The 13,953-nt window shown below is 56.2% G+C and carries 19 protein-coding genes; 3 read left to right on the forward strand and 16 right to left on the reverse strand.

From position 1 onward, the window contains the following. The 14 genes from R84865_RS08075 to R84865_RS08140 all read right to left on the reverse strand — a co-directional run bounded on the left by R84865_RS08075 (position 1) and on the right by R84865_RS08140 (position 8,058). Entirely contained in the window at positions 1 to 540 is a 540-nt protein-coding gene (locus R84865_RS08075; protein ID WP_435637141.1) for a phage tail protein I, read from the reverse strand. Continuing rightward, complete coding sequence (locus tag R84865_RS08080) at positions 533 to 1,423, reverse strand: baseplate assembly protein (RefSeq protein ID WP_435637140.1); 891 nt, start codon at positions 1,421 to 1,423, stop codon at positions 533 to 535. The genes R84865_RS08075 and R84865_RS08080 overlap by 8 nt, the downstream gene beginning before the upstream one ends. Continuing rightward, positions 1,420 to 1,743 carry a GPW/gp25 family protein gene (locus R84865_RS08085; RefSeq protein WP_435637139.1) on the reverse strand — a complete coding sequence of 108 codons (324 nt, stop codon included), beginning with the start codon at positions 1,741 to 1,743 and terminating at the stop codon, positions 1,420 to 1,422. Before R84865_RS08085 ends, R84865_RS08080 begins: the two co-directional genes overlap by 4 nt. Before the next feature lie 5 nt (positions 1,744 to 1,748). Continuing rightward, positions 1,749 to 2,318, reverse strand: coding sequence for a phage baseplate assembly protein V (locus R84865_RS08090; RefSeq protein ID WP_435637138.1), 570 nt, complete (start codon positions 2,316 to 2,318; stop codon positions 1,749 to 1,751). Positions 2,319 to 2,392: 74 nt separating this feature from the next. Then, positions 2,393 to 2,848: a phage virion morphogenesis protein gene (locus tag R84865_RS08095; RefSeq protein ID WP_435637137.1), complete on the reverse strand. Its 456-nt coding sequence runs from the start codon at positions 2,846 to 2,848 to the stop codon at positions 2,393 to 2,395. After that, positions 2,838 to 3,332 (reverse strand): phage tail protein, encoded by a 495-nt coding sequence (locus R84865_RS08100; RefSeq protein WP_435637136.1) that lies wholly within the window; start codon positions 3,330 to 3,332, stop codon positions 2,838 to 2,840. Before R84865_RS08100 ends, R84865_RS08095 begins: the two co-directional genes overlap by 11 nt. Next, positions 3,329 to 3,850, reverse strand: a complete 522-nt coding sequence (locus R84865_RS08105) for a hypothetical protein (RefSeq protein ID WP_435637135.1) — start codon at positions 3,848 to 3,850, stop codon at positions 3,329 to 3,331. Before R84865_RS08105 ends, R84865_RS08100 begins: the two co-directional genes overlap by 4 nt. Continuing rightward, the gene (locus R84865_RS08110; protein ID WP_435637134.1) at positions 3,847 to 4,170 is read right to left on the reverse strand and encodes a phage holin, lambda family; all 324 of its coding nucleotides are present in this window, start codon (positions 4,168 to 4,170) and stop codon (positions 3,847 to 3,849) included. The genes R84865_RS08105 and R84865_RS08110 overlap by 4 nt, the downstream gene beginning before the upstream one ends. Further along, a complete protein-coding gene (locus R84865_RS08115) occupies positions 4,170 to 4,685 on the reverse strand; it encodes a lysozyme (protein WP_435637133.1) in 516 nt (171 codons plus the stop codon). Before R84865_RS08115 ends, R84865_RS08110 begins: the two co-directional genes overlap by 1 nt. Before the next feature lie 2 nt (positions 4,686 to 4,687). Beyond that, positions 4,688 to 4,900, reverse strand: coding sequence for a tail protein X (locus R84865_RS08120; protein ID WP_435637132.1), 213 nt, complete (start codon positions 4,898 to 4,900; stop codon positions 4,688 to 4,690). Next, complete coding sequence (locus tag R84865_RS08125) at positions 4,897 to 5,364, reverse strand: head completion/stabilization protein (RefSeq protein WP_435637131.1); 468 nt, start codon at positions 5,362 to 5,364, stop codon at positions 4,897 to 4,899. The genes R84865_RS08120 and R84865_RS08125 overlap by 4 nt, the downstream gene beginning before the upstream one ends. A 97-nt stretch (positions 5,365 to 5,461) precedes the next feature. Next, positions 5,462 to 6,112, reverse strand: a complete 651-nt coding sequence (gene gpM / locus R84865_RS08130) for a phage terminase small subunit (protein ID WP_435637130.1) — start codon at positions 6,110 to 6,112, stop codon at positions 5,462 to 5,464. Next, positions 6,109 to 7,239, reverse strand: a complete 1,131-nt coding sequence (locus tag R84865_RS08135) for a phage major capsid protein, P2 family (RefSeq protein ID WP_435637129.1) — start codon at positions 7,237 to 7,239, stop codon at positions 6,109 to 6,111. The genes gpM and R84865_RS08135 overlap by 4 nt, the downstream gene beginning before the upstream one ends. 9 nt (positions 7,240 to 7,248) lie before the next feature. Continuing rightward, complete coding sequence (locus R84865_RS08140; RefSeq protein ID WP_435637128.1) at positions 7,249 to 8,058, reverse strand: GPO family capsid scaffolding protein; 810 nt, start codon at positions 8,056 to 8,058, stop codon at positions 7,249 to 7,251. Positions 8,059 to 8,239: 181 nt separating this feature from the next. Between R84865_RS08140 and R84865_RS08145 the strand changes: the two genes are divergently transcribed. Together R84865_RS08145 and R84865_RS08150 are read left to right on the forward strand one after the other, a co-directional pair. Then, positions 8,240 to 10,006: a terminase large subunit domain-containing protein gene (locus R84865_RS08145; RefSeq protein WP_435639354.1), complete on the forward strand. Its 1,767-nt coding sequence runs from the start codon at positions 8,240 to 8,242 to the stop codon at positions 10,004 to 10,006. Positions 10,007 to 10,044: 38 nt separating this feature from the next. After that, positions 10,045 to 11,088 carry a phage portal protein gene (locus R84865_RS08150; protein ID WP_435639355.1) on the forward strand — a complete coding sequence of 348 codons (1,044 nt, stop codon included), beginning with the start codon at positions 10,045 to 10,047 and terminating at the stop codon, positions 11,086 to 11,088. A gap of 34 nt (positions 11,089 to 11,122) precedes the next feature. On the opposite strand, the gene R84865_RS08155 is transcribed toward R84865_RS08150, so the two are convergent. Next, complete coding sequence (locus R84865_RS08155) at positions 11,123 to 11,455, reverse strand: helix-turn-helix domain-containing protein (RefSeq protein WP_435637125.1); 333 nt, start codon at positions 11,453 to 11,455, stop codon at positions 11,123 to 11,125. Then, complete coding sequence (locus R84865_RS08160) at positions 11,439 to 11,696, reverse strand: type II toxin-antitoxin system RelE family toxin (RefSeq protein ID WP_435633269.1); 258 nt, start codon at positions 11,694 to 11,696, stop codon at positions 11,439 to 11,441. Before R84865_RS08160 ends, R84865_RS08155 begins: the two co-directional genes overlap by 17 nt. Before the next feature lie 428 nt (positions 11,697 to 12,124). Between R84865_RS08160 and R84865_RS08165 the strand changes: the two genes are divergently transcribed. Further along, positions 12,125 to 13,951: a site-specific DNA-methyltransferase gene (locus R84865_RS08165; RefSeq protein WP_435637124.1), complete on the forward strand. Its 1,827-nt coding sequence runs from the start codon at positions 12,125 to 12,127 to the stop codon at positions 13,949 to 13,951. Positions 13,952 to 13,953: the final 2 nt, after the last annotated feature.

Genomic DNA, 13,953 nt, shown 5'->3' on the forward strand with positions numbered 1-13,953 from the left:
CTAAGCCTCCATCTCAAGTCGTCGGTATACAAATGGGCGTGCGACGGCGATAGCGCCAATGCCGGCGCTGCCCTTAAGGCCAGCGGTCAGGGTGTAGTGGGCGCGCACCGGCTTGGCCCTATCCACCGCCTGCATGATCTGCTCCTGAAACTGCGCCGTTTGCGGCACATCCGAACCGAGCGTTAGCGTGATCGCGAATGTATAGGGCTCGCCCTTTGGCTCTAGCTGCCACCATTCGCGCAGTGCCACCGAGGATCCAAATGACGCGATCACATCGCGCACGCTCTTCGCCGTGCCTTTACGCCGGGCGATATCCACGGCGCTGGCGACCTGCCTACGCTTTAAATGCTCTGGCCACGTGCTGTCCCATGTCTGCAAATTCAGTGCCCACGCGAGCCACGGCAGTAACTCAACGGGGCAGTTTTCTGGACTCCACACGGTGTTAATCGGCGTGGGGATGCGTGATATCCGGGCAATGGTGAGTGCGATGGCGTTCTCGGCATCGGTGGCGTTAGGCGGTAAGAGGGATTGATCACTCATCGACGCCACCGAAGGTGATATCAATGCCGGTGCAGAAACTCGCCTCGGTGCGATCAATCACGATATTGGCGTTGGGCTCCTTCAACTCGACACGCTGAACGCCCGGCTGCTGTAGCGCGCCGTATACCCCCGATAACGTTACGTCCTGACCAATCAAGTGGCGGTCTTTCGCGTATTGCTCGGCACCGGCCTTGGCTGCAGCGATCACCACACCAGCATCCGGCCCCGCGTACAGATACAGCGTCGCCTTAACTCGATACTCCTTGATGCTGGCAGATTGCACCGTGACGTGATCGGTCAGCGGGCGGACGTTTTCGGCATTCACCGATTGATTGACCTGATCGAGGAGTTCCTTGGATGCCTTCCCATTCCCTGCGCGCGCCAGCACAGTAACCAGTACCTCGCCCGGCGATGGGCTTGTTGCGGAGGCATCGAGCACCTCGCCCGATACGGATAATGCGTGGAATCTATACGCTCCTTCTGGCCCTGCCACTGAAATACCATCGAGTGATATCTGCGTGCGGTAGCGCAGATTGTCGTCACCCTCATAGGTGGCGGGCACCGGTGGCACGGCGGATTCGTCCCCCGGATCTATGACAAGTCGCTCGACGCCAAACAACGCGGCAATTTGATCAAGATCGCTTCCTTGCGCGTAGGCCAGCATGACGGCGCGCGCCGCGTCATTAACGCGTTGTCGAACGATCATTTCGCGGTAAGCGCACACTTGCAGCAATTTCCACGCCGGGTCCGAGTCTGACAGCCCATTAACGAGGGTGGGTTCTTTCTCTTTAAGGTTGGCCAGCATGTCGGAAAAAATGGTTTCAACGTCCAGTGGCTCGACCACGTGCGGTGATGGCAGTCGCGACAGATCGATAGCGCTCATGTGCGCACCTCCAATTCGATCGATTGAGCGTCGCGCACGCGCGCGGCGGTAATCTTGAGCGTGAGCCGACCGGCGGCAGTGGATAGACTATCGACCGCCTGAATACGCACGCGAGGTTCCCATCGTGTAATGGCATCGACGGTGGCTGACATGAGCTTTAGGCGTGTCTCATCGTTCATCGGCTGATCGATGAGTTCCGGTAGCAGTGAGCCGTAGTAACGTCGAATGAGGCGCGTGCCGATAGGCGTTGTAAGAATGTCGCCGATTGACTGCGCGATATGGGCGTTTTCGGTGAGCGCCTTGCCTGTAAATCGGCTCATGCCGGTCATTGCGGTGCCCCCGTCATATCAGGCCCGCCTTTCACGCCGCCGTGGGTATGCCCTTTGAGGCTAATGCTGCCTGCCTTCACATCGGCCTGGCTGGCGATATTGCCCTTTACATTTAGCGTCTTTGTCATGGTGACTGCGCCATCGATAGTGACAGGGCCGGTGAGCTTGATTGCCTTCGCTTTAATGTTGGCCGTGCCGTTTACCGTGGCATCCAACTGATGGGCCGCGCGGTCGTAGCGAATAACCGTGCCATCGTCTACGTGCAGGGCGATCACATCGCCTGATCGTTCCAGTGTCGGATGCTCCGAGCTGTAAAGGCTCGCGACGATAATTGCGCCTGCCGTATCGCCGCTCGGGGCGAGCATGAGCACAGTTTCGCCAATCACGGGGGCCGCCCACATCGATACAGCAGCAGCGCGAGAAGCGCTCCAGGCAATCCAGTCTGTTTCCAGATCGCCTGCGCGCACGCGAACGCTGGGCGGCGTGAGGCTTAAATCAACGTCGAATACCTGACCAATTCTGATCAGGTTCTGCAGCGCTCTGTGTATGTCGTTGAGTGTGTTCATGCACGGTATCGTGCGAGTGAAGGGGCCGCGTTGCGAGATAAACGGTGTGTAACAAACTGACGTTACGCCAACGGCTACCGTTGTTTCAGATGATCAATCACGGCGCGCTCGACAATACTCTCTGTGCGCGCCGATACGCCAAGCAAGGGGCGCGACGCGTAGCGCACTCTTAAAGGGCTTTTGCGTGATACGCGATCGGTCAGCCCGTATTGGTGTACGCGCGCAATGGTGGCTGCACCGCCTCTAAATTCGATCGATGCGCCAGTGGCGGTGGCGGTTGTCTTCATGAATCGCGCAGTGCGCAGCTTCGAGAACATCGCCTTTTCTTTGATTCGCCCACGTTTACGCGCTGATGGCTTGCGTGGTGTGTAGCTTGTGCCGTCGGGAGCACGCTGCTCCTTGATACGCTCGCGCTGCTCTTTGCGCACGTCGGTGGCAATCGTTCGCGCGAGCTTGCGGCGCTCGCCTGCTGACAGCTTCTGTAAAAGCGGCGCTACCCAGTTTTCAAGATCGCCAAGATCACCGGCCATAGCTACTCATTTCCTCTGCCGTCCATTTATGCAGGAACGTAAGATGATCGCCTTCGTTTAAGTAAAGCTCCCACGGCCCGCAATAACGCTCTTCTTCAAAGCGCGGCATGGTGTGACGTGCCTTCAGCGTGCCGGTGTCGCGATCAACTTCCACCACCACTTTCTCTGTTAACCGAACGCGCACGATCAGATCAATCGTGGCTTCGTCGATAATTTCTGCCTCGACCTTAATGCCGTCTTTCGAATCCAGCTCCGACTCATAGACGGCCAGCCACTGAAGCAACGCCGTTATGAGCACATCGGTATCCAGTGCGAATGCGGTAAAGACAAATTGCGCGGTGTATTGCCAGTCGTGCGTGAGCGTTTTACCGCGCCAGAATTCGATGCTGCCGTCCTCGATAAATGCCAAAAAGGCATCGGGGTCGGTGTTAAAGGGCGGCAGGGCGTTAATTAAATGGCGGCGCAGCGCGGTGAGCTTTTTCATCGGCTTAATCCGTCGAGATACGTTTGGCAGGCGGAAAGCTGGCGGGTGCGGCTGTCGGCGGTGTCGGCGAACCGAATAAGAAATTCCGCATCTTGCTCCCGAAGTCCGCTTGGTGTCTGACCATGATCGCGGGCGGTGGATGAATGCTGGGCAGCGATGAGACGGTTGGTGGCATCGCGGGCGGCGAGTTGGCGGCGCAGCTTGAGAGTGCCACGACGCAAATAGCTGATAGTGCGCTCTGTTGTATCCGTTCCATGCTGTTCTTCCTGTAAATAGTGAGATTCAACGCTGTCAGCCAGCGCCTGACGCTTAAGCTCGACGTCGCGCATGCGGGATTGCCACTGCGCCTCGCTGATCGCCGTCTCTTTTTTCATCTGCTCGATCTGCGTCGCGCGCGCATCCGCCTTATGCCCCTGCCAGTACATGCCAGCGGCTAAAAACGCGCAGATTACCCACGGCAGATCGCGTATCAGGCGTGGCAGTAGCCCTTTGACGGCGGTCATGATGAGGCTGATCACGGCCGGTCCCTCTCAATCCATTTACCGAGATAGGTCGCCAAGTGCTCGCGAAACCAGTCCACGCCGAGAAACGAGATAGCTGCGCCAATGGCGACGGCCAGATAGGTGTTCAAACCGAAATAATCAAGCAGCGGGAATGCCGCGAGCGTCAGGCATCCGCACAGCATTGCCTCCAGCATCGAGCGCACGAATTTTCCGCCGTTTAAGAGTGCCCGCAGCAGCCCGATGATAAAGGCAAGGCCCGAAGCGTAGAGCTGCGGCATCCATGTCTGCAGCGCGTTAATGATGATGCGCCAGCTATCGGGATCTTTAATCGGCATTAGCCATGCTCCTTGCGGGTGATATCAATCGCCACGTCTGTCCAGTTAATCGCGGGCGACGGGCTATTTTGTGGGCGCATAAAGAGCGACTGCTCGGCGTGACGGCGGCTCACAAGACCGCTCATCACCTTGCCACCTGAATGCACCCAGCGCGGAAATTCACTGGCCGCCCCCTCGATATCGCCCGCGTTGAGCTTTTTGAGTAGCGTCGACGTTGAGAAATTTCCTGCGCCCAGGTTGAACACAAAATCAATGAGGGCGTCGAATTGGTTTTGCGTGATATCCACGCTGACATAACGATTAACGTTGTGTTCTGCGTTAGCGATATCCATCTGTAGATAGCCCACTATCTGGCGCGGCGTTGCGCGATCACCGTGTCTCACGCCGCGCGTGTGACCATAGCCAATCGTCCATGGCTGCGCGCCGCTGCCGGGGTCGGGATAGGCGTCGAAGTTCAACCCTTCGAATGCCTCAATCAGGCTTAATGCGCGAGTTGATGCCTTCATATTGGTCATGGTCAGTCCCACAGATTGATGACGGTGTTTGCCGAGCGTTTCGGCGTGATGGTGTCCGGCATGGTGACAAGCGTCCCTTGTGGCAATAACGGCCCAAGATCAGCAAGCCCTCGGTTCAATTCGTACACGGTGACGACGAGCGACGAGTCAATGCCAAGGCGGTAGCACAGTGCGTCGAGCGTTTCACCCTGCTGGGCGATGGCCTGGTTGCTCATATCAACTCGACCGTGGTGTGCGGGCGGTCGAGAATTTCGTTAACGGCCCATCGCGCATCGCGCCGATGGGTGTCCGCCATGTCGCGACGACTGTCGTCGTCTTCATTCATGCGCCCGGTGGCACCCACGTTTAGGTAGTGATCTAGGATTAAGGCGTGGGCTTCGCTAAATACGGCACGTTTGTATTGCGCCGTTAATCCGCCAATCGGCAGCCATTCGTAGTCCGGCACGTCACCCAGCGCGTCGAATTGACTGTGCGCCCGTCGCCACTCGCGCAGCATCCGATTGGTGATGCCGATGGCGGCGGTGAGCGCGGATATCACGCGGTTATTGGTGATGGTGTCGGTGATGCGATGTTCCGTGCGAAACGCCTCCGGGTCGATATCGGGCCAGAAGGGCGCGTTTTTAATAAGCTCCGCATGCTCATGTGGCTTTTCGCCACCGATGGCTAGAAAGTCATTCATCGCATCACCTTTAAAAGTGGGCGGGTGATTTGTTCGGTCAGGCAATGCCGTTGGCATATCATCGCGAGCAAGGCCCGCCCGTCGCGGGGCGACTCGGTCAGGCTTGAGGCGCTAGCGCCTTAAGTTCTTTTTCTGCTCGCTTTAGTTCCGCTTTGCAGCCAGCTGCAGGATGAAGGGCAAGCGCGCGTTTAAAGTGTTCGACGGCGACCCCGGCATCCTGATCTTTTAGCGCTGCATTACCGCGCACCCTAAAGAGCTTGGCGGCCACTTGATCAACGATGCTTTCGCCCTCTGTCAGGCGCGCGATGCGCTCAAGCGTGGGGCGTGCATTGCTTACTAGCACACCGTCTTTGGTGAGCTTCTCAATCCCTACTTCAATCAGAATTTCAGCCGTCGTGCGCTGATGCTCATCGGGGGATTCAAGGCCGTGTGCCAGTGCGTACTCGGCCATGTCGAGCGCGCCGTCGACATCGCTCGCGTCCAGCCGCCATATCAAAAGCGTTGAGAAGAGAGGGTCTGGCTTCCCGTTACCTGCCTCCATCACGCCCTCGATATAGGGCGCGTATTTAGGGAGCAGCGTGCGCTTTAACGCCTCTTTCGCCGTCACCGAGCGCTCGGCTTTCAGCAGTAGCTTGTCGCGATGAAGCATCTCTTTAAATTCATCAGTGATGCCGCCGTAGTCATCGCCTGATCGGGCCGCCTGCGTGGCGGCCTCGATCTTCATACGATGGGCGCGAATCGGATTCATTCGCCACCTGCCTGTGCGGGCTGATCATCGGTCGACGCGCCGGCGTCTTCTTTACTGCCGGTTTCCGTCTCAGGCTTTTCCGGCGTTGTCGGCATTGTCGGTGTTGATACCGGCACGCTGATGGCGGAGGGCTTTTGGCTGCCCTTCAGCTCGATATTTTCAATCAAACAGCCGCGTCCAAAGTCCTCGACTACGTACGCGTCGTTGGAGGAGTCGTAATTTTCGATGCGTTTACGCTCCGGCTTGTCCACGATGTAGCTGCGGCGCGCCTGCTTTTGGTAGTAGATAGAAAGGTTTGAAAGCGTCGTGATCAGAATGGCGTTATCAGGCACGAACGGCACCTGAATCGCCTGCTGACCGCCCATGCGCTGCTGGCTGATGATCAGATCAGTTGCTCGCTTCTCGGTAGGCTCCGGGAAGTTATTAATGAGCGGGAAGTATTTATCGGTCATGAGCGCGCGCCCAACGATGGCGACGAGCGCCGTATCGGCACGATGCCACGGGTCGATGAGCTCATTGATGGCGGCGTACACTAGTGCGTCCAGATTATTGAAATCGCCGTCATCACCCACGGTGCCGCCGGAATAAACGCGGCTAGCGGCACTGCGACGATAATGCTCCAGCCACCCAATATTCACGTCCTCAAGCAGCGGGTTTTTATCGCGGTCGCTCTCAACGGCAGCGTGTGTACCGTTAAAACCGATCATGATGCGGTCTAGCGCCTGTCGCTGGATAATTGCCTGCCGCAGGCGCTGCTTAAAGTTAGGCTGTGCTGCCCACGCATCTAGCTCTGCCCACGTAACGGCAGTGTCCATTTCGGTGGATTCACAGCGGTATTCGTTGGCGTTGAGCTCATGCACCTGCCGGGGGCGACGATCACGTTTTGTGACGTCGGTGCGCCCAGCAATCGTGGTCGAAATGCCCATGCCGACCTTGTCGCCGATCAAATCGCGTACGCCGACGACGTTGATGCGGCGCAGGAAGTCGCTCGACTCCTGAATGCGCGTTTCGAGCTTTTGCTGAACGGCAGGTTCCACCGCGAAGCTTTCGCTTGCGCTACTCACTCCGTTAAGGCGCGCCAAGTCCTGCTTGTATTCGTTAAATTTTTGACGGGTCAGGTTTTCCATGACGCTCCCTTAGCAATCGATGGTGTCAGCGGCTGGACCGGTTGAGATTGGTCGTGTGCTGAAGTCGTGGGCGGGTGTTTGGTCGAGCGATGCAGTCAATGCATCAAGGCGGGCGCTCAAGGCGGCGACATCTTCACTGGATGCTCGCTGATCAAGCGCTGCGCGAAGTGCGGCGTTTTCACTCGCCAATAACTCAAGCGCCGCCTGCACGTCGCCGCTTTCTGTCGAAAGCTGCTCGGTTTTCTTTTGCATCGGCGTGAGGAGTTGCTTCACGCGGGCGAGCAGCGTAGGGGCGCTATCGTCGCCAGACTGCACTAATGACTGCTCGACTGTTTCGGTCATGACGTTTTTGGGGTCGCGCTTTAAATACGCGAGCGGCTTTTGATCGTCGGGCAGATTGGCGGAAAACTTCAGCACTTCGGTGCCGAGCGACGCCGGATAATCAGTGGCAGCTAACCCCACCAGATAGGCTTCATTGGTGTCTGCAAAGGACGTGCTGAATTCGCATGAGGTGTAAATCTTCTGCCGATCTTTGGTGAGCGCCTTAAATTGGTCGGTCGGCTCAATACCGGCAATCAGCGTGGTTTTTCCTTCGCTATTGGTTCCAGTGCGCAGCGATACCACGTCACCCAAGGCGTTAAAGGGGCCGTTCGGCGCTAGTCCGCGAACGTGCTCGCAGTTGAGGCGCGCCGCATATTTTTTCGGGTCGTAATTCTTGGCAGCCTGTTCTAGCCACTGTTTTTCGATGAATCGACCGTCGCTGGTCGCGCCTTCCGTGCACACCACAAATTCCTTAGTGGTCTTCCCTGTTCCGCTCATGCCATGCCCTCGACCGTTGCTTTCCTGTCTTGTCTGTCGGGCGGTGGCTCAAGAGTCCGCCCACGTTGCTGCCAAGGGTGGCGATCAATGAGATGAGGCGCGAGCAATTCGCTGTGTAAGAAGCGGGTGTAACGCGTAAAGGGATGAGCGGTGTCATTCAGACGACCGTTACCCTTGCCGCATGACTACGACCAACGTTATTGCGCTCCCCACCTCTCATCGCTCCCAAGCCAAGCTTCTGTACTGGCAAGGGTGGCGGATGGCCGATATTGCCGATCACCTAAGCGAATCTGCGGATGTTATTCGTACGTGGAAAGCGCGGGATAAATGGGACGAGGCGACGCCTGCCGATCGCGTCAGCGCGACGCTTGAAGCGAGGCTTTGCAGCCTTATTGCCAAGGAGTCGAAATCCAACGGCGACTATAAGGAGCTGGACGCGCTCAATCGCCAGCTACTCCGATTTACCGGTGGGGATAATGGCAGTTCGCGAAGCCGCGAAAGCGGGGGCGGTGAGCCACGGTCACGGCGAGCGAGATTAGGGAAAAATGAGATTGGTGACGAGGGATTGATTGCGCTGGAAGAGGCATTCCACAGCTCGCTTTTTGACTTTCAGCGGCGCTGGTGGGAGGCATCACTCACCGAACACATTCGCAACGTGCTCAAGGCGCGTCAGTTGGGCGCAACGTGGTATTTCGCCCGCGAGGCGATTCTGGATGCCTATAAAACCGGCAAGTCGAAGATATTTCTGTCGGCGTCGAAAAAGCAGGCGCTCAACTTCCGTAAGTACATGGCGCAGTTCGTGAAGGACGTTCTTGATATCGATTTGAAAGGGGCGGAGGAAATCAAGCTGCCCAACGGTGCAACCCTGTCGTTTCTAGGCACGAATTCAGCGACGGCGCAGGGTTACTCTGGCGACGTGTACATGGACGAGTATTTTTGGATTGCCAAATTTTCCACCTTTCGCAAGGTGGCATCGGCCATGGCCACGCATAAACAATTCACCCAGACCTATATATCAACGCCCTCCACCATCGATCACGAGGCGTACGAATTTTGGACGGGCGAGCGATACAACAAACGCCGAAAGCCTGCCGATAGGGCGGTGTTTGATACCAGTCACGCGGCGCTAAAAGATGGCCTGCGCGGCGCTGATCGTCAGTGGCGGCAGATTGTCACCGTCCATGATGCTATCGATCAGGGCTTTGATCTGGTCGACCTTGACGAGCTGCGCATCGAATACGCCGATGAGGAATTTGCGAACCTCTTCGAATGCGAATTCCTGGACGATTCGCAGTCGCTCTTCCCGCTGTCTGCCATGACGAGCTGCATGGTCGATTCGATCGATAGTTGGCCAGACGTTAAGCCGTGGACGCGACGGCCCTACGGCAATCGCGCCGTGTGGATTGGCTATGACCCTGCGGGTGATAGTTTGACGGGGGACGGTGCGGGGCTAGTGGTGATGGCCCCGGCGCGCACGCGACATGACGCGCACCGTATTATCGAGAAGCATCGCCTGCGCGGCAGTGACTACGAAACGCAGGCCGCGTTCATCGAATCCATGTGTGAGCGATATCACGTTGAGCATATCGGTATCGACATTAACGGCATGGGGGAATCAGTCGCCCAACTGGTCGAAAAATTCTACCCGCGCCTGACGCGCTATCGCTACACACCCGATAGCAAAGCGGCAATGGTTCGCCAAGCGCAACACATCATCCGGCGAGGACGCCTTCAGTACGACTCAGGCGATAGCGATATCACCCAAGCCTTTTCCGCGATCAAACGTGTGCCGACCAGTTCCGGCAGCGCGATCACCATCAAGTCCAGCCGCTCCAATGAACATGGCCACGCCGATCTAGCGTGGGCCACCATGCATGCCCTACATTTTGAACCGCTGGATGGCCCCGATGATGGAGCCCACTCCGGCTTTGTGGAGATTTACACGTGAACAAGCCTCGCCACCGTTTTTCAGCCGATGGCACGCCCTTGGCGAATGCCATCGTATCTGCACCCGCCACGCGCGATACACTTTTTACCTTTGGCGAACCTACGCCAGTATTAACCCAGTATGATCTTTACTACACGGGGCTCACTCCCTACGGCGAAACGTATTTTGAGCCGCCTGTCGATATGGATGCGCTCGCCAAGCTTTACCGTGCAACGGCCCATCACGGGAGTGCGCTTCAGGTAAAGCGCAACCTGTTAAAGAAATTTTTCATTCCTCACCCGCTATTAAACCGGCAGCAGTTTGAGATGCTGGCGCAGGATTTTCTTATCTTCGGCAACTGCTATCTGGAAACTTTGCGCTCTAAGCTAGGCTCGCTATTGGCCCTTCGCCCTGCGCAAGCGCGCCATGTGCGAGTCGGCGTGGATTTTCAGACGTTCTATTGGCAGATGCCGTTTTCATGGGGTGCGCCTGACGCGCAGCTACATGCGTTCGCACCGGGCAGCGTTGCTCACCTGAAACAATCCGATATTAACCAAGAGGTGTACGGCGTCCCCGATTATATGGGGGCGCTTCAATCCGTGATGCTGAACGAAGCCGCGACGCTCTTTCGGCGGCGGTATTACGAAAACGGCTCGCACGCTGGCTTCATTTTGTACATGCGCGGCGCTGAACAGAACAAAGAAGACGTTGATGCCATTCGCCAATCTCTGCGTGACACAAAGGGGGTGGGCAATTTCAAGAATCTGTTCGTGCATAGCCCAAAGGGAGAGAAGGATGGCGTGCAGCTTATTCCTGTCAGCGACGTGAAGGCAGGCGATGACTTTGCGGCACTGAAAAACACAAGCAGGGACGATCAGTTGGCAGGGCATCGTGTGCCGCCGCAGCTTTTGGGCATTGTCCCGAGCAACAATGGTGGATTCGGCGACACCGGCACGGCGTCGCGCGTATTCATTGATAACGAGATCATGCCGCTGATGGAGACGTTCCGGGAGTTGAATGACATTCTGGGCGCGGAGGTCATCCAGTTTCGTGACGTTGAATTAAACGTGCCCATTGGCCAGTCCTCTCGCCGTCGCGACTGACTCTATCCTATCAAGCCGCCGATAGGCGGCTTCCCTAATACACCAGTTGCTCAACGTCTATCCCTAGCGCGTTAGCTACCTTGTCTAACGTTGCCTTATGAGGTCGCTGCGACTTCTCGATACCTGCATAACTGCCCTGTGACATATTAAGCCGCTGCGCCATTTCCACTTGCGTTATACCGAGATGCCTACGCCATGCAGCGATTGGGCTCATGTTCTCTAACACCTGTTTCTCGACCACGTCTTGCGGCACGCATGCCTCTTCTTCTTTGAAGTGCGCTAGATAATCAGCGTACGGCATTACAACGTAAGCAGGGCGGCCATCTAGGCCGCTGAAAACTTGCACGTTACTAGTATGTTCGCTCATCGCGCTTTTTCACCTCTTCAATTTCCACAACCTTGATGGCATCGTGCCAGTCAAACAATATCCGGTAGTCTCCAACGCGCATTCTGTAACCGTACTGATGACGCTTTAGTGCTTTGATGTTTTTGACGTCCGGCATATTTTCCAAAGACCGTGCAGCCTCCACCAGTCTTTCTCTAATTGGTGGAGTGATCTTCAAAAGCTGTTTCAGCGCTTTTTTTGTCCACTTGATTTGCTGTGTCATGATGCCCTCGCGTCAGTAAAGGCATAATAACCCAATATTCAGATATTATCAATGAATATCTGATTTTTATCCAATATTAATGGAAAATCTCTCTTTTTACTTCTCCCCTTCGATATCGCCCGCTCGCGCCCCTCCTGCGGTGTTCATTTCCGCCCCCTCGGTACCCCTACCCCTGCCGATTCCGGCCCTCCTGCGACCTCCCTGCGGGCCTCTCGCTGACGCTTCCCAGATGCCGTTTCGCGCAATGCCCCCCGCGCCTGCGTTTTGCACGCGGTGCCAAAAACGTTGCAGTACTAATTCCCCAATGCGACCAGCCGCATCTAGGGGGACAGGCAATTTTTTTGCCTAAAAAAACATTGCAAAACGTTGCGAAACGTTGCACTTTCAGAAGTTACTTAGTTTAAAAGACATCGCAAGAGAAATAGCCGATGAGCGAAGAACCCCACGAAACACCATCCACTACCCCAAACTTTCAGACCGAGCTGGCAGCGCGGCTTGCCGAGTTGATGCCCGAGATTATTGTCGACGGCAAGGTGGACGTGGAGAAGCTCAAGGAACTCTTGGATGGAGACGTTGCAGACAGTAGTGAGCGCTTCGGGCTGTTTTGGCCAGGTAAGAAGCGTGCTCTGCGTGCTGCGCAGGAACCGACGACGGCGACACTGCGTCCCGACTTCGAAAAATCGAAGGACTGGGACACCACCAAGAACGTGTTCATCGAGGGTGACAACCTCGAAGTGCTGAAGATCCTGCAGAAGCATTACCACGCCAAGATCAAGATGATCTACATCGATCCTCCGTATAACACCGGCAAGGACTTCGTCTACCCAGACAATTACAAGGAAGGGCTTGACACCTACCTCGAGTGGACAAAACAGGTCAGTGAGGAAGGCAAAAAGCTCTCAACTAACGCTGACATTGAGGGGCGTTACCACTCCAACTGGCTCAACATGATATACCCTCGACTTAAGCTAGCACGGAATCTGTTAACACAGGACGGTATTATTTTTGTTTCCATCGACGATAACGAGCAAGATAACCTTCGAAAGGTTTGCAACGAAGTGTTTGGTGAGAGCAACTTCATTGCCTCTTTCATGTGGAAGCGAAAGAAGGAGATCTCGAGCGATACGAAGAACGTCGCGATCCAAGGGGAGTACATCCTTGCGTACGGCAGAAGCTCCGATGCGCTCGTGAACCCTGAACCCATATCTGAAGAGTATGTGAAGTCCGCGTACAAGGAACCTACAGCTGAGTTTCCCGACGGTCGGTGGCGACCCGTGCCGATCACGGTGTCGAAGGGGCTAAAAGGCGGGGGATATGAGTACGACATACGTACCCCTGGCGGTACGGTGCATCGTCGGCTTTTTGCGTATCCCAAGAAGAGCTATGAGGAGCTCGTGGCGCGTGGTCGTATCTACTTCGGGAAGAATGGAGATGGCGTGCCTCAGCGGGTCATTTATGCGCACGATAGCAAAGGGCAGCCGACGACGAACTATTGGGCAGACGTTGCAACGAATAAGGAAGGGAAGAAGGAAATAATCGACCTATTCGGGGATAATGTATTTGATACGCCAAAGCCGACGGCATTGGTGCGGAAGATGATCTCACTTGCGGCGGGCCCGGAGGACATCATCCTCGATTTCTTTGCAGGTTCTGGCACAACTGCTCATGCCGTGATGCTCGCAAACGCTGCGGACACTGGCCATCGGAGTTTCATATCAGTCCAGCTCCCTGAGCCCACGCCTGAAGGGTCTGTGGCTCGTCAAGAGGATTACGCGACGGTTGCTGATATCGCGCGGGACCGTATTCTGCGTGTTGGTCAAACGATGTCGGGAGACAACGGCTTCCGCTCGTACCAACTTGCTGATACTAACTTTTCTAAGTGGAAGCTCTCTAGTGATGTTGACCGTACCAAGCTTGAGCAGCACTTGCTCGATCTGCGGGATTCGAGCAGCGCCGATGACGCATCTGCCGACGATCTCCTCTCGGAGATCCTCCTCAAGCAGGGTTACTCACTGACCGAGCAGATTGCTCCGGTTGACGTGGCCGGCCTCGAACTACGCTCGGTGGGTGATGGCATTGTGCTGGCCTATCTGAATGAGCACGTCAAGCCAACACTCGAGCAGCTTTGTTTGGTGGCGGATGAGGATCCGCAGCGTTTGATCGTCCTCGAGGATGCGTTCCAGGGTGACGACCAGCTGAAGACCAATTTGGCCCAGCTCTGTAAGAGCCGTGGCATCGAACTTTGGACGGCCTGATC

It is taken from the genome of Carnimonas bestiolae (genome assembly GCF_051251145.1).
GTDB lineage: Bacteria > Pseudomonadota > Gammaproteobacteria > Pseudomonadales > Halomonadaceae > Carnimonas > Carnimonas bestiolae.